The 18253-nt window shown below is 72.2% G+C and carries 18 protein-coding genes and 1 pseudogene; 15 read left to right on the top strand and 4 right to left on the bottom strand.

Going from position 1 to position 18253, the window contains the following annotated elements; translation table 11 throughout:
- The first annotated feature begins 10 nt into the window (after positions 1–10).
- The 5 genes from ACIPPM_RS13430 (at position 11) to ACIPPM_RS13410 (ending at position 5171) form a co-directional block, all read left to right on the top strand.
- Positions 11–1018 carry an ABC transporter permease gene (locus tag ACIPPM_RS13430; RefSeq protein ID WP_401446827.1) on the top strand — a complete coding sequence of 336 codons (1008 nt, stop codon included), beginning with the start codon at positions 11–13 and terminating at the stop codon, positions 1016–1018.
- The gene (locus tag ACIPPM_RS13425; protein WP_401446825.1) at positions 1015–2115 is read left to right on the top strand and encodes an ABC transporter ATP-binding protein; all 1101 of its coding nucleotides are present in this window, start codon (positions 1015–1017) and stop codon (positions 2113–2115) included. Before ACIPPM_RS13430 ends, ACIPPM_RS13425 begins: the two co-directional genes overlap by 4 nt.
- Complete coding sequence (locus tag ACIPPM_RS13420) at positions 2112–3503, top strand: dipeptide ABC transporter ATP-binding protein (protein WP_401446823.1); 1392 nt, start codon at positions 2112–2114, stop codon at positions 3501–3503. The genes ACIPPM_RS13425 and ACIPPM_RS13420 overlap by 4 nt, the downstream gene beginning before the upstream one ends.
- An 84-nt stretch (positions 3504–3587) precedes the next feature.
- Positions 3588–4247, top strand: a complete 660-nt coding sequence (locus tag ACIPPM_RS13415) for a trimeric intracellular cation channel family protein (protein WP_393596049.1) — start codon at positions 3588–3590, stop codon at positions 4245–4247.
- A gap of 63 nt (positions 4248–4310) precedes the next feature.
- Positions 4311–5171, top strand: a complete 861-nt coding sequence (locus ACIPPM_RS13410) for a thioesterase family protein (protein WP_401446820.1) — start codon at positions 4311–4313, stop codon at positions 5169–5171.
- Positions 5172–5181: 10 nt separating this feature from the next.
- Here the strand turns inward: ACIPPM_RS13410 and ACIPPM_RS13405 are convergent, their stop codons facing one another.
- The gene (locus ACIPPM_RS13405; protein WP_401446817.1) at positions 5182–5829 is read right to left on the bottom strand and encodes a TetR family transcriptional regulator; all 648 of its coding nucleotides are present in this window, start codon (positions 5827–5829) and stop codon (positions 5182–5184) included.
- A gap of 121 nt (positions 5830–5950) precedes the next feature.
- Between ACIPPM_RS13405 and ACIPPM_RS13400 the strand changes: the two genes are divergently transcribed.
- From ACIPPM_RS13400 to ACIPPM_RS13390, 3 genes are read left to right on the top strand one after another with little or no spacing between them, the layout of a single operon-like run.
- Positions 5951–6115, top strand: coding sequence for a hypothetical protein (locus ACIPPM_RS13400; RefSeq protein ID WP_401446815.1), 165 nt, complete (start codon positions 5951–5953; stop codon positions 6113–6115).
- A 37-nt stretch (positions 6116–6152) separates the two neighbouring features.
- Complete coding sequence (locus ACIPPM_RS13395) at positions 6153–6431, top strand: DUF4190 domain-containing protein (RefSeq protein ID WP_401446813.1); 279 nt, start codon at positions 6153–6155, stop codon at positions 6429–6431.
- Between the two features lie 55 nt (positions 6432–6486).
- Positions 6487–7656 (top strand): cysteine desulfurase family protein, encoded by a 1170-nt coding sequence (locus ACIPPM_RS13390; protein ID WP_401446811.1) that lies wholly within the window; start codon positions 6487–6489, stop codon positions 7654–7656.
- On the opposite strand, the gene ACIPPM_RS13385 is transcribed toward ACIPPM_RS13390, so the two are convergent.
- Positions 7653–8312 carry an N-acetylmuramoyl-L-alanine amidase gene (locus ACIPPM_RS13385; RefSeq protein ID WP_401448450.1) on the bottom strand — a complete coding sequence of 220 codons (660 nt, stop codon included), beginning with the start codon at positions 8310–8312 and terminating at the stop codon, positions 7653–7655. The genes ACIPPM_RS13390 and ACIPPM_RS13385 overlap by 4 nt on opposite strands.
- 96 nt (positions 8313–8408) lie before the next feature.
- On the opposite strand from ACIPPM_RS13385, the gene mnmA reads away from it, so the two are divergent.
- A complete protein-coding gene (mnmA, locus tag ACIPPM_RS13380; RefSeq protein WP_401446808.1) occupies positions 8409–9533 on the top strand; it encodes a tRNA 2-thiouridine(34) synthase MnmA in 1125 nt (374 codons plus the stop codon).
- A gap of 21 nt (positions 9534–9554) precedes the next feature.
- Here mnmA and ACIPPM_RS13375 read toward each other — a convergent pair whose 3' ends face one another.
- Positions 9555–10337, bottom strand: coding sequence for an alpha/beta fold hydrolase (locus ACIPPM_RS13375; RefSeq protein ID WP_401446806.1), 783 nt, complete (start codon positions 10335–10337; stop codon positions 9555–9557).
- Between the two features lie 64 nt (positions 10338–10401).
- Positions 10402–10725 (bottom strand): DUF427 domain-containing protein, encoded by a 324-nt coding sequence (locus ACIPPM_RS13370; RefSeq protein WP_401446804.1) that lies wholly within the window; start codon positions 10723–10725, stop codon positions 10402–10404.
- Between the two features lie 59 nt (positions 10726–10784).
- On the opposite strand from ACIPPM_RS13370, the gene ACIPPM_RS13365 reads away from it, so the two are divergent.
- The 6 genes and pseudogenes from ACIPPM_RS13365 (at position 10785) to gatC (ending at position 18248) form a co-directional block, all read left to right on the top strand.
- On the top strand, positions 10785–11324 hold the full coding sequence (locus tag ACIPPM_RS13365; RefSeq protein WP_401446802.1) for a TIGR00730 family Rossman fold protein: 540 nt from the start codon (positions 10785–10787) through the stop codon (positions 11322–11324).
- Positions 11325–11340: 16 nt separating this feature from the next.
- Entirely contained in the window at positions 11341–12030 is a 690-nt protein-coding gene (locus tag ACIPPM_RS13360; protein ID WP_401446799.1) for an SDR family oxidoreductase, read from the top strand.
- A 34-nt stretch (positions 12031–12064) separates the two neighbouring features.
- Entirely contained in the window at positions 12065–13072 is a 1008-nt protein-coding gene (locus ACIPPM_RS13355; protein WP_401446797.1) for a methionine synthase, read from the top strand.
- A gap of 15 nt (positions 13073–13087) precedes the next feature.
- Entirely contained in the window at positions 13088–15283 is a 2196-nt protein-coding gene (gene ligA, locus ACIPPM_RS13350; RefSeq protein WP_401446795.1) for an NAD-dependent DNA ligase LigA, read from the top strand.
- A gap of 464 nt (positions 15284–15747) precedes the next feature.
- Positions 15748–17763: pseudogene (locus ACIPPM_RS13345) on the top strand (putative bifunctional diguanylate cyclase/phosphodiesterase); the annotation flags it as partial.
- Between the two features lie 188 nt (positions 17764–17951).
- Entirely contained in the window at positions 17952–18248 is a 297-nt protein-coding gene (gatC, locus tag ACIPPM_RS13340) for an Asp-tRNA(Asn)/Glu-tRNA(Gln) amidotransferase subunit GatC (RefSeq protein WP_018544665.1), read from the top strand.
- The last annotated feature ends 5 nt before the right edge of the window (positions 18249–18253 follow it).

Here is an 18253-nt window from a genome sequence, read left to right as displayed (position 1 = left end):
GCCGGTCCCCGTGATCTCGTACATCCTCCGCCGGACGTTCGCGGCAGTGATCCTGCTGCTGGTCGTCTCCGCGGTCACCTTCGCCATCTTCTTCCTGCTGCCACGGCTGGCCGGGCAGACGGCGGATCAACTGGCCCAGCAGTACATCGGCAAGAGCCCGTCGAAGGCGGACATCGCCGCGGTCAAGCACAACCTCGGTCTGGATCAGCCTGTCTACATCCAGTACTGGCACTTCATCAAGGGGATCGTGTCCGGCGCGACCTACGACCTCGGACCCACGACGGTGCGCTGCGCGGCACCGTGCTTCGGCTACTCCTTCAAGACCCACCAGGCGGTCTGGCCGGAGCTGGTCGGCCGCCTTCCGATCACCGCCTCGCTGGCCGTCGGTGCCGCCGTGCTGTGGTTGGTCTCCGGCGTGATCGCCGGTGTCATCTCCGCCCTGAAGCCGCGCTCGGTCCTCGACCGCACCTTCATGGGCGTCGCCCTCGCCGGTGTCTCCCTGCCCATGTTCTTCACGGGCAACCTGGCGATCCTGCTCTTCGTCGACACCTGGCCGATCTTCGGTGACGAATATGTGCCGTTCACCGAGAACCCCAGCCAGTGGGCCAACACCCTCTTCCCGGCGTGGTGTTCGCTGGCCCTGCTGTACTCGGCCATCTATGCGCGCCTGACCCGTTCGGGCATGCTGGAGACGATGAACGAGGACTTCATCCGCACGGCCCGCGCCAAGGGCCTGCGCGAGCAGCGGGTCGTCTTCCGGCACGGTCTGCGTGCCGCCCTCACGCCGATCATCACCGTCTTCGGCATGGACATCGGCCTGCTCCTGGGCGGTGCGGTGATCACGGAGTACGTGTTCTCGCTGCACGGCGTCGGCGAGTACGCGGTGCAGGGCATCACCGACAACGACCTGCCCAAGATCCTCGGCGTCACCATGCTCGCCGCCTTCTTCGTCGTGATCGCAAATCTTCTGGTGGACGTGCTGTACGCGGCCGCCGACCCGCGCGTGAGGCTCTCGTGACCGAACTTTCCAAGACCGGCGCCGCCGTGGAGGAGCCCACTGGCTCCTCCGGCAAGGCCTCCGAGGCGTTCCTGGAGGTCCGCGACCTCAAGGTGCACTTCCCGACCGACGACGGCCTCGTCAAGTCCGTCGACGGACTCAACTTCTCGCTGGAGAAGGGGAAGACGCTCGCCGTCGTCGGTGAGTCCGGCTCCGGCAAGTCCGTCACCTCGCTGGCCATCATGGGCCTGCACCGACTGGGCGCGCGCGGCAAGAACGTGCAGATGTCCGGTGAGATCCGGCTCGGCGGCAAGGAACTGGTCTCGGCCTCCCCGGACGAGGTGCGCAAGCTCCGCGGCCGCGAGATGGCGATGATCTTCCAGGACCCGCTGTCGGCGATGCACCCGTACTACACGATCGGCAACCAGATCGTGGAGGCGTACCGGGTCCACCACGACGTCAGCAAGAAGGTGGCGCGCAAGCGTGCCGTCGAGATGCTGGACCGCGTGGGCATCCCCGAGCCGGCCAAGCGCGTGGACAGCTACCCGCACGAGTTCTCCGGCGGTATGCGCCAGCGCGCCATGATCGCCATGGCCCTGGTCAACGACCCCGAACTGCTCATCGCGGACGAGCCGACCACCGCACTCGACGTGACCGTGCAGGCGCAGATCCTGGACCTGATCCGGGACCTGCAGAAGGAGTTCGGCTCCGCGGTCATGATGATCACCCACGACCTCGGTGTGGTCGCCGAGATCGCCGACGACGTGCTGGTCATGTACGGCGGCCGGTGTGTGGAGCGCGGCCCGGTCGACGAGATCTTCGAGAAGCCGCAACACCCCTACACCTGGGGTCTGCTCGGCTCGATGCCCCGCATCGACCGGGTGACCGAGGAACGGCTGATCCCCGTCAAGGGCCAGCCGCCGAGCCTCATCAACGTCCCCTCGGGCTGTGCGTTCAACCCGCGCTGCCCCTACGCGGACGTCCCCAAGGGGAACGTCACCCGCACCGTGCGTCCCGAGCTGGAGCTGGTGGACACCGGGCGGCACTGGACCGCCTGCCACCTCTCGGCCGAGGACCGCGAGCGGATCTGGACCGAAGAGATTGCGCCGAAGCTGTGACTGAGACCAAGAAGACCGGCGGGTCCGCGATCCCGCGGCAGGCGCCCGCCCCCGCGGCCGGCCAGGACGACCGTGACGTGCTGCTCCGCGTCGAGGGCCTGACCAAGCACTTCCCGATCAAGAAGGGCATCCTTCAGCGTCAGGTCGGTGCGGTGAAGGCCGTCGACGGCATCGACTTCGAGGTGCGCAAGGGCGAGACCCTGGGCGTCGTCGGCGAGTCGGGCTGCGGTAAGTCCACCATGGGCCGGGTCATCACCCGCCTCCAGGACCCGACCGGTGGCACGATCACCTTCGAGGACCAGGACATCACCCGGCTGAGCAGCGGCCGGATGCGCCCGCTCCGGCGGGACATCCAGATGATCTTCCAGGACCCGTACGGCTCCCTGAACCCCCGTCACACCATCGGCTCGATCGTCTCGGCGCCCTTCCGGCTGCAGAACGTGGAGCCCGAGGGCGGGGTGAAGAAGGAGGTCCAGCGGCTGCTGGAGCTGGTGGGCCTGAGCCCCGAGCACTTCAACCGCTACCCGCACGAGTTCTCCGGCGGCCAGCGCCAGCGCATCGGTATCGCCCGTGCGCTCGCGCTGAAGCCGAAGCTGGTCGTCGCCGACGAGCCGGTCTCCGCGCTGGACGTGTCGATCCAGGCCCAGGTCGTCAACCTCATGGACGACCTCCAGGAGGAACTGGGCCTGACCTACGTGATCATCGCGCACGACCTCTCGGTGGTCCGGCACGTCTCGGACCGCATCGCGGTGATGTACCTCGGCAAGATGGTCGAGATCGCGGACCGCAACTCGCTGTACGCGGCGCCGATGCACCCGTACACCAAGGCGCTGATGTCGGCCGTGCCGGTCCCGGACCCGAAGCGCCGGGGCGCCAAGAGCGACCGCATCCTGCTCCGCGGCGACGTGCCCTCGCCGATCTCGCCGCCCTCCGGCTGCCGGTTCCACACCCGGTGCTGGAAGGCCACGCATATCTGCAAGACCACCGAGCCCCTCCTGGTGGAGCTGAAGCCGGGCCAGCGGGTCGCCTGCCACCACCCGGAGAACTTCGCCGACCAGGCCCCGCAGGACGTCGTCCTGCTGACGGCGGCGAAGGAGGCGGCCGAGCTGGTGCCGGACGCGGTGCTGGAGGAGTCGGCGGAGACGTCGGCGGCCGTCGCCGCGGAGGTCGCGCAGACCGTCGCCGCCACGGAGCCGGAGGCGGAGAAGCCCCCGGTGACCGAGGTGACGAAGGCGACCGAGGTGACCAAGGTCGCCAAGGTCGCCGAGGTCGAGAAGGCCGAGTCGGTCGCCAAGGTGGAGAAGGCCGACACGGCCGCCGAGGTGACCAAGGTCGAGAAGGCCGAGCCCGCCGCCGAGGCCGACGCGCCGGAGGCCGGCGAGAAGTGAGCAGGCGGCCGCCGTGCACCCGGCGGCCGCCCCTCCCGCCTTGCTTCGCAAGGTACGCACCCCGCGACAGGTCAGAATGTGCGGGTGCAGCTCGATCAGATCTTCAGTCCCTCCGTCCAGCACACGCTCGATGTCATCGGCATCTTCGTGTTCGCCATCTCCGGCGCCCTGCTGGCCGTCCGCAAGAACTTCGACGTCTTCGGCATGGCCGTGCTCGCCGAGGTGACCGCGCTGGGCGGGGGGCTGTTCCGTGACCTGATCATCGGGGCGGTGCCCCCGGCGGCCTTCACCGACCTCGGGTTCTTCGTCACCCCGCTGCTCGCCACGGTCGTGGTCTTCTTCCTCCACCCGCACGTGGAGCGCATCCAGGCGGCGGTGCTCGTCTTCGACGCGGCCGGACTCGGCCTGTTCTGCGTCACCGGTACCACCAAGGCGTACAGCCACGGACTCGGTCTGACCGCCTCCGCCACCCTGGGCCTGGCCACCGCCGTCGGCGGCGGTGTGCTGCGCGACGTGCTCGCCAACGAGGTGCCCTCGCTGCTGCGCTGGGACCGCGACCTCTACGCGGTGCCCGCGATCGTCGGCGCCACCATGGTGGTGCTGTGCATCCGCTTCGACGCGCTGACCTCCGTCACCAGCGGGATCGCCGCCGCGGCCGCGTTCGTCCTGCGGCTGCTGGCCATGAAGTTCCACTGGCGGGCGCCGCGCGCCTGGAACCGCCGCTCCACCGTCATGGAGGAATGAGCGTTCATCTGGCCGAAACGCAGAAAGCTACCGCTTAGTAATCACCTGTTGTACCGTTCATCCATGCCAGAAGCAGCCTCCGCCCCCGCCACTCGAGCCGTGATCGGCGACAGCGAGTTCGACCGTGACACCGAGGTCGTCCGGCGCGCGCCCGGGGTCTACGACATCGACCTCTCGGCCGGCTGGACCATCATCACCGCCGTCAACGGCGGCTACTTGCTGGCCGTGCTCGGCCGGGCCCTCGCGGACACCCTCCCGCATCCGGACCCGTTCACCGTCTCCGCGCACTATCTGACGGCGTCCCAGCCCGGCCCGGCGGTCGTCCGCACCGAGACCGTGCGCACCGGCCGCACGCTCTCCACCGGCCAGGCGTCGCTGTTCCAGTACGACGCCGAGGGCAACGAGGTCGAGCGCATCCGCGTCCTCGCCTCGTACGGAGACCTGGCCGCGCTTCCCGACGACGTACGGACCAGCGCCGTACCGCCCGCGATGCCGCCCCTGGAGCGCTGCCTCGGTCCCGAGGACGGTCCGGCGCCGGTCGACGGCAGCTCGGCCATCACCGAGCGGCTGATGCTCAAGCTGGACCCGGCCACCGTCGGCTGGGCGGTCGGCGCGCCCTCCGGCAAGGGCGAGATGCGGGCCTGGTTCGGGCTGGCCGACGGCCGGGACGCTGACCCCCTCTCGCTGCTGCTCGCGGTGGACGCGCTGCCGCCGACCGCGTTCGAGATCGGGCTCACCGGCTGGGTGCCCACCGTCGAACTGACCGTGCACGTACGGCACCGGCCCGCGCCGGGTCCGCTGCGGGTGTCCATCACCACCCGCAATCTGGCCGGCGGCTTCCTGGAGGAGGACGCCGAGGTCTGGGACAGCGAGGACCGGTTGGTCGCGCAGTCCCGCCAGCTCGCCCGCGTCCGGCTGGGCTGAGCCGCGCCGCTCAGGGCGCGGGGGCCGCGTCCTGGTCCGTCCAGTGCCTGCTGCCGAGGCTGATCAGGCGCAGCTGCTGGGTGGCCAGCCGGGTCACCCGCTCCCACTCGCCCTGGGGGGCCTCCAGCGCCTCCAGGAAGAGCTGGGCCGTGATGAGCATCTGGTCGACGTAGAGATGCGCGAGCATCGTCAGGTCGTCGTCCCCCCAGCCCTCCGACTCGCGGTCCTGGGCCAGTTCGGCCTTCACCTCCGCGGTGAAGCGCGCGAGCTGGTCCCGGATCGCCTCGCGCACCGGCTGCACCCCGCCGTGCCGCTCGCGTGCGATGAAGCGGACGTGCGCCGGGAAGGCCCGTACGTGCCGGTCGATCAACTCGACCGCGCGGCCGATGCGTTCCTCCGGGTCGTTCGCCGCCGACACCGTCGGCCCCACCATCGGGTGCAGCCTGCCCAGCGCCTCGTCGACCAGCGCCACCCCGAGATCCTCGGTGGAGCGGAAGTGCCGGTAGAACGCGGTCGGCGCCACCCCCACGGCACGGGTCACCTCGCGCAGCCCCAGACTGCTCAGGCTCTGCTCCTCCAGCAGCACCAGCGCCGCGTCCAGGAACGCCTGACGGGTCTTCTGCTTCTGCGCCTGCCGGATGCCGAGGGTGTGACTCATGTCATCCAGTTAACAACTGTTCTCTGGAATTGGAAAGCCGCGCGGAGGGTTAGACTCGGAGTCAGTGAACAAGTGTTACTACAACTGTTCACCGAGACGTTCCCGAGGGGGGATCGAAACCATGCTGTTCCTCGTCGCCGCACTCATGCTCCTCGGTGTCGCGCTCGGCACCGTGGCCCACGTACCGCTGCCGGTCAGTGCCGTCGTCGCCGCCTTCATCGGTGTCTGGCTCGTCGTCTTCGCCGTCCGTGAGCGCCATGGCCGCCGTCGCACCACCACCCACTGACCCGCCCGCCCGCACCGACCATCAGGAGCTGAGCACCATGCATCTCACCGCACCTGCCACCGGTCAGGTCGAGGCGAAGCCACGGCCGCGCGACGCCGACGGCATGGCCGTCGCGTCCTTCATCCTGGGGCTGCTCGGACTGCTCGTCCTCAACCTCGTGCTGGGCCCCGTCGCCATCGTCCTCGCGGGCGTCTCCCTGTGGCGCGGCACCGGCCGCCGCGGGCGCGCCTACCTCGGCATGGCCCTCGGTGTGGCCGACCTCGTCGTCCTGGCCTTCACCATGCAGCTGGCCGACACCGTTTCCTGGAGTCTGTGAGGCGGCGGCGCCGGGCCCGGAGCCCGTGCCGGTGGCCCGTAGAATCGGCGTCACCATGGCTTACCTCGACCACGCGGCCACGACCCCGATGCTCCCCGAGGCGGTGCGGGCGCTGACCGCCCAGCTGAGCGTCCCCGGCAACGCGTCCTCCCTGCACGCCTCCGGCCGCCGGGCCCGCCGCACCGTCGAGGAGTCCCGCGAAACCCTCGCCGAGGCGCTCGGCGCCCGCCCCAGCGAGGTCGTGTTCACCTCCGGCGGCACCGAGGCCGACAACCTCGCCGTCAAGGGCCTGTACTGGTCCCGCCGCGCCGCCGACCCGAACCGGGTCCGGGTGCTGGCCAGCCCCGTCGAGCACCACGCCGTGCTGGACGCCGTGCACTGGCTGGGCGAGCACGAGGGCGCCGTCGTCGAGTACCTCCCCGTCGACCGGCACGGCCGGGTCCACCCCGAGGTGCTGCGCGAGGCCATCGCCCGCAACCCCGACGATGTCGCGCTGGCCACCGTGATGTGGGCCAACAACGAGATCGGCACCCTGTTGCCGGTCCGTGAACTCGCCGACGTGGCCGCCGAGTTCGGGGTGCCGCTGCATGCCGACGCGGTGCAGGCGTTCGGTCAGGTGCCGGTCGACTTCGCCGCCTCCGGGCTCGCCGCGATGACAGTCTCCGGCCACAAGATCGGCGGCCCCTACGGCATCGGCGCCCTGCTGCTCGGCCGCGAGTACAGCCCCGTACCCGTGCTGCACGGCGGTGGCCAGGAGCGCCATGTCCGCTCCGGCACGCTGGACGTGCCCGCCATCGCCTCCTTCGCGGTCGCCGGACGCCTCGCCGCCGAACGGCAGGAGTGGTTCGCCCGCGAGATCGGCGCCCTGCGCGACCGGCTGGTGGAGGCCGTACGCGCCGCCGTCCCGGACGCCCTGCTCGGCGGCGACCCGGCACCAGGCGGCCGACTGCCCGCCAACGCGCACTTCACCTTCCCCGGCTGCGAGGGCGACTCCCTGCTCCTGCTGCTGGACGCCCAGGGCATCGAGTGCTCCACCGGCTCCGCCTGCACCGCGGGCGTCGCCCAGCCCAGCCACGTCCTGCTCGCCACCGGGACCGACCCCGACCTCGCCCGCGGCACCCTGCGCTTCTCGCTGGGCCACACCTCCACCCAGGACGACGTGGACGCCGTCGCCAAGTCCATCGGCCCCGCCGTGGAACGCGCCCGCGCGGCCGGGCTGGTCTAGGCCGGGGTTCTTCCCAGCGCGGTGCGTGCCCTTCGCACCAGCCCCATGTACCGGTCCCAGTCCCAGTGCGGGCCGGGGTCCGTGTGGTCGGTGCCCGGCACCTCGACATGGCCGATGACGTGCTCCCGGTCCACCGGCATGCCGTACCGCGCGCATATGGCGGCCGTCAGCCGGGCCGAGGAGGCGTACATCGCGTCCGTGAACGACTTCGGGTCGTCCACGAAGCCGACGTGCTCGATGCCGACACTGCGCTCGTTGAAGGACCGGTTGCCCGCGTGGAAGGCCACGTCCAGCTCGCGGATGAGCTGGGTCACCCCGCCGTCCGCGCGCACGATGTAGTGCGCCGCCGCCTGGTGCGCCGGGTCCTGGAACACCTTCACCGCCGACGCGTAACCGCCCTGGGTGACATGGACGACCACCCGGTCCACCGGATAGTCGTCCGGGCGGTCCGCGTGCCGGTAGTTGGCGGGGGAGGCCGCCACCCAGCGGGCGCCCGCGAAGTCCACCGCGCCCGGCACCCGGGCCCGCTCCACGCCCGGCAGCCGCCAGTACAGCCGGGACAGCTCCTCATGGGCCAGCGCCGCCGCCCCCGCGGCGGCCACCGCACCGCCGACGATCAGCGCGCGTCGGCTCGGCCTGCGGTCCCCGTCGTCCATCTCCACCCCGTACGCCCCGTTTCCCACGAACCCCTCGCGATCACCAACGCACACCCGGCGTCCCCGGTTCCCGTCGCCCCGTACCCTGGAAGGGCTATGACTGAGACCTCGCCGCGCCCCCTCCGTGTCCTCGCCGCCATGTCCGGTGGCGTGGACTCCGCCGTCGCCGCCGCGCGCGCCGCGGAAGCCGGTCACGACGTGACCGGCGTCCACCTCGCGCTCTCCGCCAACCCGCAATCCTTCCGGACCGGCGCGCGGGGCTGCTGCACCATCGAGGACTCCCGCGACGCCCGCCGCGCGGCCGACGTCATCGGCATCCCGTTCTACGTCTGGGACCTCGCCGACCGCTTCCGCGAGGACGTCGTCGAGGACTTCGTCGCCGAGTACGAGGCCGGGCGCACCCCGAACCCGTGCCTGCGCTGCAACGAGAAGATCAAGTTCGCCGCGCTGCTCGACAAGGCGCTCGCGCTCGGCTTCGACGCGGTCTGCACCGGCCACTACGCCCAGGTGATCGTCCGCGAGGACGGCACCCGCGAGCTGCACCGCGCCTCCGACATGGCCAAGGACCAGTCCTACGTGCTCGGCGTGCTGGACGACCGGCAGCTCGCGCACGCCCTGTTCCCGCTCGGGGACACGATCACCACCAAGGACGAGATCCGCGCCGAGGCGGAGCGCCGGGGCCTGGCCGTCGCGAAGAAGCCCGACTCGCACGACATCTGCTTCATCGCCGACGGCGACACCCAGGGCTTCCTCGCCGACCGGCTCGGCAAGGCCGAGGGCGACATCGTGGACGAGGACGGCAACCGCCTCGGCACCCACGAGGGCGCCTACGGCTACACCATCGGCCAGCGCAAGGGCCTGCGCCTGGGCACCCCCGCCCCCGACGGCAAGCCGCGCTACGTCCTGGACATCTCCCCGGTCACCAACACCGTCACCGTCGGCCCCGCCGCCGCCCTGGACGTCACCGCGCTCACCGCGATCAAGCCCCGCTGGTGCGGCACCGCCCCCGAGGGCCCCGGCACCTACACCGCCCAACTGCGCGCCCACGGCGGCGAGACCGAGGTCGACGCCGAACTGGTGGACAGCGAACTGCGCGTCACCTTCACCGAGCCCGTCCGCGGCGTCGCCCCCGGCCAGGCGATCGTGCTGTACGACGGCACGCGCGTCGTCGGCTCCGCGACCATCGCCACCACCACCCGCGCCACGGCCGCCACGGTGTGAGCCCCGTACGCGCCGCCGCGCTCAGCCGGTGACGAAGTCCGCCAGCACCGGCGCGAGCGCGGCGGGCTCCACCGCGTGCGTCTGCCCCTCCAGCACCGCGTACGTGCCGTCCGGCACCGCCTCCGCGACCGCCTGGGCGCCCGCGCGCAGCCACTCGGGGCTCACGCTGCCCGCGACCGACAGCACCGGCACCGGCACCCGGGCCAGCACGTCCGCCGGGAGCAGCCCGTCGCCCATCAGGGCCGCGTCGTAGGCGAGGCTCGGGGCGAGCAGCTCCAGACCCGGCCACATGGGCGACTGGCGGGCCCGCCGGATCATCTCCTCGGCCAGCCCGGTCAGCCGCAGGAACAGCTCCGCCGCCTCGCCCAGATCGCCCGCCGCGAGCGCCACGTCCAGGGCCGCCGCGTACGCCACCTGCCGCTCCGGGCCCTCCGGCAGGAAGTCGTTGAACGGCACCTCGTACACCGCCGTCCGGCGCACCGGCAGCCCGCTCGCGGCCGCCAGCAGCGCCAGCGCGCCGCCCGACGACAGCCCGAACAGCGACGCCTCGCCGCCCACGGCCGCCATCAGCGCGGCCAGGTCCTCCACCTCGCGCTCCACCGCGTACGGCACGGTGTCACCGCTGGCGCCCCGGCCCCGCCGGTCGTAGACGACGGCCCGGCAGCGGTCCGCGAGCGCCGCCGCCAGCGGGGCGAGCGTAAGCCCGGTGGACATCGCGCCGCTCACCAGGATCACCGTGGGCCCCTCACCGGTCACGCGGTACGCGAGCGAGGTCCCGTCGACGGAAGTCGTCTTCTTGTCCATGCCCGTGGACACTGCCGTACGGGTGCCGGAGTCACCGGTCACGACACGGCGGCGCGCCGCGAGGTCACGCCACTTCGGGCGCGTAGAAGCAGTAGTGGTCCTTGATCCGGGCCACCTCCGGCTTCGGGTCCGGGTAGGCCCATACGAGGTCGGGCGCGTCCGGCAGCGACCAGTAGGACGCCGTGCCCTTGAAGGGGCAGTCGGTGTGGGTGTCCGACGGGGTCAGCAGTTCGAGCCGGACGTCCTCGGCGGGGAGGTAGTACCGGGGCGGACAGCCCGTCTCGTGCAGGACGAGGGGGCGGTCGGTCTCCGCGAGCACCTGGCCGTCGTGTACGACGCGCACATGCTGCTCGCCCTCTTCGATGGTGATCGTGTGTCCATGTCCCATACCGGGAGAGCGCCGGGGGAGCCGCGGTTGTTCCCGCGCGCCCGCGTACCGTGGGCCGCATGAACATCTGCGTCTTCCTCTCCGCCGCCGACCTCGACGAGCGTTACACGAGCCCCGCGCGGGAGTTCGGGGAACTGATCGGCAAGGGCGGCCACACGCTCGTCTGGGGCGGCTCGGACTCCGGCCTGATGAAGGTCGTCGCGGACGGCGTGCAGCAGGCCGGGGGCAGGCTCGTGGGCGTCTCCGTGGAGTTCCTGTCGGCGGTCGCGCGGCCCGGCGCCGACGAGATGTTCGTCGCCGCCGACCTCGCCGAGCGCAAGCGTGTGCTGCTGGAGAAGGCCGACGCCGTGGTCATCATGGTCGGCGGCACCGGCACCCTGGACGAGGCCACCGAGATCCTGGAGCTGAAGAAGCACGGCCGCACCACCAAGCCCGTGGTGCTGCTCAACACCGCGGGCTTCTACGACGGCCTGGAGCAGCAGTTCCGCCGCATGGAGGCCGAGGGCTTCCTGCCGCGCCCGCTGTCCGAGCTGATGTATTTCGCCGCTGAGCCCGCCGCCGCCCTGGCCCACCTGGAGGAATCCCTCGCCGCGGGCTGATGCGACCATGGCGGGCATGGCTACTCATGTGATCACCGGCGCCGGTTCCGGCATCGGCGCCGCCGTCGCCCGCCGTCTGCACGCGCGCGGGGACGACCTCGTGCTGCACGCGCGCGACGCGGGCCGCGCCAAGGAGCTGGCGGCCGAGTTCCCCGGCGCCACGACCCTGGTGGGCGACCTCGCCGACCCCGACAAGCTGTCCTGGGCCTTCTCCCACCAGTCGCTGCCGGACCGCGTGGACTCGCTGCTGCACATCGCCGGGGTCGTCGACCTCGGTGACGTCGGGGACCTCACCCCCAAGTCCTGGCGCCACCAGCTCAACGTCAACCTGATCGCGCCCGCCGAGCTGACCCGGCACTTCCTGCCCCAGCTCCGCACCGCCCGCGGCCAGGTCGTCTTCGTCAACTCCGGCGCCGGACTCAACGCCCACGCGGGCTGGTCCGCGTACGCCGCCTCCAAGCACGGGCTGAAGGCCCTCGCGGACGCGCTGCGCCAGGAGGAGCACGGCAACGGCGTCCGGGTCAGCTCCGTCTACCCCGGCCGCACCGCCAGCCCCATGCAGGCCAAGGTGCACCAGCAGGAGGGCAAGGAGTACGACCCCGCGCGGTTCATCGACCCCGAGTCGGTCGCCGACACCATTCTGCTCGCCCTGGACCTGCCCAGGGACGCCGAGATCAACGACCTGACCGTGCGCCCCGGCCGCTGACGCGGCCGCGCGCCGTACGGCATACCCTGCCGGGGTGAGTGAGAACACCCAGGTCACCTTCCCCGGGGCCACCGGCGTCGGCTCGATGCCCGGCGAGGACGCCCTCGAGGCCGCCAAGACCGTCACCGGCAGCCTGGAGGACTTCCCGTACCTCGCCGAGCTGCCCGCACGCGGCCCCGGCGCCGACATGATCGGCCGCACCGCCGGGATGCTCGTCGAGCTGTACGCGCGCGTGGAGCCCAGCGGCTGGCGGCTGTCCGACCGGCCCGGCCGCGACACCCGGCGCGCGCACGCGTGGCTGCGCCAGGACCTCGACGCCCTGGAGGAGTTCACCCAGGGCTACGAGGGCGACCTCAAGGTGCAGGCGGTCGGGCCCTGGACGCTCGCCGCCGCGCTGGAACTGCGGGGCGGCGAGGCGGTGCTGTCCGACCATGGCGCCTGCCGCGACCTCACCGCCTCGCTCGCCGAGGGCCTGCGCCTGCACCTGGCCGACGTCCGCCGCCGCGTCCCCGGCGCCCGCGTGGTGCTCCAGCTCGACGAGCCCTCCCTCACCGCCGTGCTGCGCGGCCAGGTCAGGACCGCCAGCGGCTACCGCACCTACCGGGCCGTGGACCGGCAGGTCGTCGAGTCCGGGCTGCGCGAGGTGCTCGGCGCGAGCGGCTCCGGCCCCACCGTCGTCCACTCCTGCGCCCCCGACGTACCGTTCGCGCTGCTGCGCCGCGCGGGCACCGACGCCGTCTCCTTCGACTTCGCCCTTCTCACCGAGCGTGACGACGACACGATCGGCGAGGCCGTCGAGGGCGGCACCCGGCTGTTCGCCGGTGTCGTCCCCGGCACGGATGCCGCATTGTCAGACCCTGCCGGTAGCGTCATGGGTGTCAGGACGCTGTGGCGCAGGCTGGGGCTGCGACCGGGACTGCTCGCGGAGGCGGTCACGGTCACGCCCACGTGCGGTCTCGCGGGTGCATCCCCCGCCTACGCCCGTCAGGCGCTCGCCCACTGCGTCCGGGCGGCGAGATCCCTCGCGGACAACCCTGAGTAACGGGAGGACACTACGGTGGCCGGCGACAAGCAAGCGGCGACGACGGCGGTGCCCGCCGAGGCGCGCGAGAGGCACGGGCGGCTCGCGGAGCAGGTCGAGGAGCACCGCTTCCGGTACTACGTGAAGGACGCTCCCGTCGTCAGCGACGCGGAGTTCGACCAGCTCCTGAAGTCCCTGGAGGCCCTGGAGGAGGAGTTCCCGGAGCTGCGCACCCCGGACTCGCCCACCCAGAAGGTCGCCGGGTCCTACGAGACCGAGTTCACCGCGGTCGCGCACCGCGAGCGGATGCTGTCCCTGGACAACACTTTCAACGACGAGGAACTCGCCGCCTGGGCCGACCGCATCGCCCGCGAACTCGGCGAGCAGACCTACCACTTCCTGTGCGAGCTGAAGGTCGACGGCCTCGCCGTAAACCTCACCTACGAGCACGGCCGCCTCACCCGCGCCGCGACGCGGGGCGACGGCCGCACCGGTGAGGACATCACGCCCAACGTCCGCACCATCGCCGACATCCCCGAGCGCCTCCACGGCGAGGACGTGCCCGACCTCGTGGAGATCCGCGGCGAGGTCTACTTCCCGATGGACCGGTTCCTGGAGCTGAACGAGCGTCTGGTCGCCGCCGGGGACAAGCCCTTCGCCAACCCCCGCAACGCGGCCGCCGGTTCGCTGCGCCAGAAGGACCCGCGCGTCACCGCGACCCGCCCGCTGCACATGGTCGTCCACGGCATCGGCGCCCACGAGGGCTTCACCGGCCTGACCCGGCTGTCCGAGGCGTACGACCTGCTGAAGACCTGGGGCCTGCCCACCTCCCCGCACAACCGCGTGGTCGACGGCCTCGACGGCGTCCGGGAGTTCATCGCGTACTACGGCGAGCACCGGCACTCGGTCGACCACGAGATCGACGGCGTGGTCGTGAAGCTCGACGAGATCCGACTCCAGGGCCGCCTCGGCTCCACCGCGCGCGCCCCGCGCTGGGCCATCGCGTACAAGTACGCGCCGGAGGAGGTCAACACCAAGCTCATCGACATCAAGGTGGGCGTCGGGCGCACCGGCCGGGTCACCCCGTTCGCCCAGGTCGAGCCGGTCACGGTCGCGGGCAGCGAGGTCGAGTTCGCCACCCTGCACAACCAGGAGGTCGTCAAGGCCAAGGGCGTGCTCATCGGCGACACCGTGGTGCTGCGCAAGGCCGGTGACGTCATCCCGGAGATCCTCGGGCCCGTCGCCGACCTCCGGGACGGCAGCGAGCGGGAGTTCGTGATGCCCAGCGAGTGCCCCGAGTGCGGCACCCCGCTGCGGCCCATGAAGGAGGGCGACATCGACCTCCGCTGCCCCAACGCCCGCACCTGCCCGGCCCAGTTGCGCGAGCGCGTCGCCTACCTCGCGGGCCGCGAGTGCCTGGACATCGAGCACTTCGGCGGGGTCGCCGCCGCCGCGCTCACCCGGCCGCTGGAGCCCGCCGACCCGCCCCTGGTGGACGAGGGCGACCTGTTCGACCTGACGGTGGAGAAGCTGCTGCCGATCAAGGCGCATGTGCTGGACCCCGACAGCGGACTGCCCAAGCGCGACCCGAAGACCGGCGAGGAGAAGGTCGTCACCGTCTTCGCCAACCAGAAGGGCGAGCCGAAGAAGAACACCCTCTCGCTGCTGGAGCACATCGAGGCGGCCAAGCAGCGCCCGCTCGCCCGGTTCCTCAACGGCCTGTCGATCCGTCATGTCGGCCCCGTCGCCGCCCAGGCGCTCGCCCGCGAGTTCCGGTCCGTCGACCGCATCGAGGCGGCCACGGAGGAGGAGCTGGCCGCGACCGACGGGGTCGGCCCCATCATCGCGGCCGCGCTCAAGGAGTGGTTCGCCGAGGACTGGCACCGCGAGATCGTGCGCAAGTGGAAGGCGGCCGGGGTCCCGCTGGAGGAGGAGTCCACCGGCGAGGACGAGGGCCCGCGCCCGCTGGAGGGGATGACCGTCGTCGTCACCGGCACCCTGGAGAACTTCACCCGGGACGGCGCCAAGGACGCGCTGCAGAGCCGGGGCGCCAAGGTGACCGGTTCCGTCTCCAAGAAGACCTCCTTCGTGGTCGTCGGCGACAACCCCGGCTCCAAGTACGACAAGGCGATGCAGCTCAAGGTGCCGGTGCTCGACGAGGACGGATTCACCGCCCTGCTGGAGCGCGGACCCGAGGCGGCGGCCGAAGTCGCGCTTCCGACCGGGGAGTAGCGGTTGAAGGCCACCCGTACGGCGCATATCAGATGCATACGGGTGGCCCGTACGCATTCGGGCGACCGTCCACGACCGCTGCCCTAGGAAGCCCTCCGCGGCCTACTGTTGAGGGGTGCGCCCGCCGTGCCCAGCCGCGGCCGGTGCATCCCCGTGCCGGGCAGCCGGCGCGGGGAAGGGCTTTCCACCGCCGAGCCGCTGACGGTCCTCGGAGCTAGGGCCGCGTGGCGTGGGCACCGCCGGCTGTGAGAGGGACGGGTATGGAACCGACCGAGAACGCCGCCCCCGGCTCACGGCAGCGCCCGCGCCGCCGCGCGGGCGCGTGGCGGGGGAACCGGTGGACCGGACGCGGCAAGGACCGCGCGGGCCCCGACTCCGGCACCGACGGGGTCGATCCGCACGCGACGCTGGTCCTCGCCGCCGACCTCGCCCCGGGGCAGGACCCCCGACAGCGCGCGCAGGCACCCACGTTGCCCGCGGTCCTCGCCGCCGCGGCCACCCTGGCCCTCGGCGCCGGGCTCTACGGCGCCCTCAGCGGCGGCCACGCGCTGTTCCCCGCCGGTACGGCCGGATGGGCGCTGGCGCTGCTCACCGGACTCGTCGTCGGCCATCTCGTCATGCTGGGCCGCGCCCGCTGGGACGGCGGCACCGCCTCCGGCGCCGCGCTCACCCTCGCCACCCTGCTGCTGTACGGCTGGGTCCCGGCCGTACTGGTCAGCCTCACCGTCGTCGTCCTGGTCGGCGTGGCCCGGCGCAACTGCTGGCGGCAGGGCCTGCTGCACGGCGCGGTGGACATCCTCGGCCTCAGCGCCGGAGCCCTGGTGCTCGGCGCCTTCGGCCGGGTGGGCAGCGTGGAGGAGCCCTGGCGGCCCGGCGGCTGGGGCCTGGGCACCGTCCCCGAGGTGGTGCTCGCGGCGGGCGCGTACCTCGTCCTCAGCCAGGGGCTGTTGTGGTACCTGCACGCCCCGCGCGGGGGCGGGGTGCCCACCATCGCCCGTACCGCGCTGGTCCGGCAGGGACTCGTCGCCGTCGCGCTGCTCGGCATCGCGCCGCTGGTGTGCGTGGTCGCCGACGCCCGGCCGGTGCTGCTGCCGCTGTTCGCCATCCCGCTGATCGCGCTGGACTCCACCCTGTGGATGGCACGGGCCCGCGCGGAGGAGCAGTTGCGCGACCCGCTCACCGGACTGCCCAACCGGCAGTGGCTGCTGGAGCGCATCTGGACCGCGCTCGACGACGCCGAACGCATCGGCGCGCGCTCGGCGTTGATGCTGATCGACCTCGACCGCTTCCGGTCGGTCAACGACACGCTCGGCCATCTCGCCGGGGACCGGCTGCTGTTGCAGATCGCCGACCGGCTCCAGAACGCCCTGCCGCACGGGGCGGAGGCCGCGCGGCTGGGCGGGGACGAGTTCGCCGTCTTACTGCCGGTGGCCGACTCCACCACGTCGGCCACGCGGGTCGCCCGCGGGCTGGTCACCGCGCTCGGCTCGCCGCTCGACCTCGACGGACTCACGCTCGTGCTGGAGGCCAGCGCGGGCGTCGCCGTCTTCCCCGACCACGCGCTGGACGCCGAGGGCATGCTGCGGCGCGCGGACGTGGCGATGTACCAGGCCAAGCGGGACCGCACAGGCGTGGAGGCGTACGAGTCCAAGCGGGACTCCAACACCCCGGACCGGCTGGCCCTGTTGGGTGATCTGCGCCGGGCGCTGGACGCGCACGAGGTCCAGCTCCACTACCAGCCCAAGGTCCGCTTCGACGGCCAGGTGGCCGGTCTTGAGGCCCTGGTGCGCTGGGTGCACCCGGAGCGGGGCAAGGTCCCGCCGGACGAGTTCATAGCGATAGCCGAGTCCTCCGGGCTGATGCCGCACCTCACCGAGTACGTGCTGGAGACCGCGCTCGCCCAGGTCGCCCGCTGGCGCGAGCAGGGGCTCCGGGTGCCGGTCGCGGTCAACGTCTCCCCGCGCGACGTGCACACCCCCGGCTTCGCCGGTTCGGTCGCCGCCCGGCTGGCCCGGCACGGGGTCCCGGCGGGGGCGCTGCAGCTGGAGATCACCGAGCACGTGCTGCTGGAGGACCCGCAGCGGGCCGCCGACACCCTGGCCGCGCTCGCCGGACACGGCGTGAAGATGTCACTGGACGACTTCGGCACCGGCTACTCCTCGCTGGTCCACCTCAGGCGGCTGCCGGTCAGCGAACTGAAGATCGACCGCTCCTTCGTGGCCCGGCTCGCCGTGGACGCCGAGGACGCGGCGATCGTCCGCTGCACGGTGGACCTCGCGCACTCGCTGGGCCTGGTGGTCGTCGCCGAGGGCGTCGAGGACGACGAGACCTGGGAACACCTGCGCGACCTGCGCTGCGACGCCGTACAGGGCTGGCTGGTGGCCGCCGCGATGCCCCCCGAGGAGACCACGGCCTGGCTGAAGGCCCGCGGCCCCAGGGGCTGGCAGCGGCCCCGCGCGGCACTGCCCGCGGGGGAATAGCCTCCCGGCATGAGCCGGGGGAACGTTTCCCCCCGACGATCACCCGTGCCGGGCCGCGCGTCCGGGCCGCGCCGCCCCCTGCCGTGACGCCCCGGCCGGGGGGCCTGGGGAAACCGTTTAACGGTGTGCGGTCCACGCCCCATAGGATTGGCCCCAAAGCACACACACTCACCCCAGAGGATCGCTGCATGCCTGGCATCACGCGCGAGGAGGTCGCCCACCTCGCCCGGCTGGCGCGTCTGGAGCTGAAGCCCGAAGAGCTCGACCACTTCGCGGGCCAGCTCGACGACATCATCGGCGCGGTCGCCCGCGTCAGCGAGGTCGCCGACCAAGACGTACCGCCGACCTCGCACCCCCTCCCGCTGACGAACGTCATGCGGGCGGACGAGGTCCGTCCCTCGCTCACCCCCGCGCAGGCGCTCTCCGGCGCCCCCGCCCAGGAGCAGCAGCGTTTCAAGGTGCCGCAGATCCTGGGGGAGGACTAAGAAGT

Origin of the sequence: Streptomyces sp. NPDC090119 (assembly GCF_044747085.1) — a bacterium.
In the GTDB taxonomy this organism is placed as follows: domain Bacteria; phylum Actinomycetota; class Actinomycetes; order Streptomycetales; family Streptomycetaceae; genus Streptomyces.
Note: the sequence above shows the minus strand (reverse complement) of the source record. Positions and strands in the feature narration are given on the sequence as shown.